The 1,680-nt window shown below is 51.8% G+C and carries 1 rRNA gene; it reads left to right on the top strand.

The annotated features are described in order from the left end of the window. Positions 1–53: 53 nt before the first annotated feature. Positions 54–1,613, top strand: a 16S ribosomal RNA gene (locus ED2_RS14460). Positions 1,614–1,680 lie beyond the last annotated feature (67 nt).

A 1,680-nucleotide genomic window follows, 5' to 3' on the forward strand; every position in this document is an offset into this window, starting at 1 on the left:
CAATATGCTAGCAAACAAATTGAGCTTAACAATCGCAAGATTGTTCTAACTTTTATTATGAGAGTTTGATCCTGGCTCAGGACGAACGCTGGCGGCGTGCCTAATACATGCAAGTCGTACGCTTCTTTTTCCACCGGAGCTTGCTCCACCGGAAAAAGAAGAGTGGCGAACGGGTGAGTAACACGTGGGTAACCTGCCCATCAGAAGGGGATAACACTTGGAAACAGGTGCTAATACCGTATAACAATCGAAACCGCATGGTTTTGATTTGAAAGGCGCTTTCGGGTGTCGCTGATGGATGGACCCGCGGTGCATTAGCTAGTTGGTGAGGTAACGGCTCACCAAGGCCACGATGCATAGCCGACCTGAGAGGGTGATCGGCCACATTGGGACTGAGACACGGCCCAAACTCCTACGGGAGGCAGCAGTAGGGAATCTTCGGCAATGGACGAAAGTCTGACCGAGCAACGCCGCGTGAGTGAAGAAGGTTTTCGGATCGTAAAACTCTGTTGTTAGAGAAGAACAAGGATGAGAGTAACTGTTCATCCCTTGACGGTATCTAACCAGAAAGCCACGGCTAACTACGTGCCAGCAGCCGCGGTAATACGTAGGTGGCAAGCGTTGTCCGGATTTATTGGGCGTAAAGCGAGCGCAGGCGGTTTCTTAAGTCTGATGTGAAAGCCCCCGGCTCAACCGGGGAGGGTCATTGGAAACTGGGAGACTTGAGTGCAGAAGAGGAGAGTGGAATTCCATGTGTAGCGGTGAAATGCGTAGATATATGGAGGAACACCAGTGGCGAAGGCGGCTCTCTGGTCTGTAACTGACGCTGAGGCTCGAAAGCGTGGGGAGCAAACAGGATTAGATACCCTGGTAGTCCACGCCGTAAACGATGAGTGCTAAGTGTTGGAGGGTTTCCGCCCTTCAGTGCTGCAGCTAACGCATTAAGCACTCCGCCTGGGGAGTACGACCGCAAGGTTGAAACTCAAAGGAATTGACGGGGGCCCGCACAAGCGGTGGAGCATGTGGTTTAATTCGAAGCAACGCGAAGAACCTTACCAGGTCTTGACATCCTTTGACCACTCTAGAGATAGAGCTTCCCCTTCGGGGGCAAAGTGACAGGTGGTGCATGGTTGTCGTCAGCTCGTGTCGTGAGATGTTGGGTTAAGTCCCGCAACGAGCGCAACCCTTATTGTTAGTTGCCATCATTTAGTTGGGCACTCTAGCAAGACTGCCGGTGACAAACCGGAGGAAGGTGGGGATGACGTCAAATCATCATGCCCCTTATGACCTGGGCTACACACGTGCTACAATGGGAAGTACAACGAGTCGCGAAGTCGCGAGGCTAAGCTAATCTCTTAAAGCTTCTCTCAGTTCGGATTGTAGGCTGCAACTCGCCTACATGAAGCCGGAATCGCTAGTAATCGCGGATCAGCACGCCGCGGTGAATACGTTCCCGGGCCTTGTACACACCGCCCGTCACACCACGAGAGTTTGTAACACCCGAAGTCGGTGAGGTAACCTTTTGGAGCCAGCCGCCTAAGGTGGGATAGATGATTGGGGTGAAGTCGTAACAAGGTAGCCGTATCGGAAGGTGCGGCTGGATCACCTCCTTTCTAAGGAATATTACGGAGACTACACTGGTTGTTTTATACTTTGTTCAGTTTTGAGAGGTCTACTCAA

Source organism: Enterococcus durans NBRC 100479 = LMG 10746, from assembly GCF_001544215.1.
GTDB lineage: Bacteria > Bacillota > Bacilli > Lactobacillales > Enterococcaceae > Enterococcus_B > Enterococcus_B durans.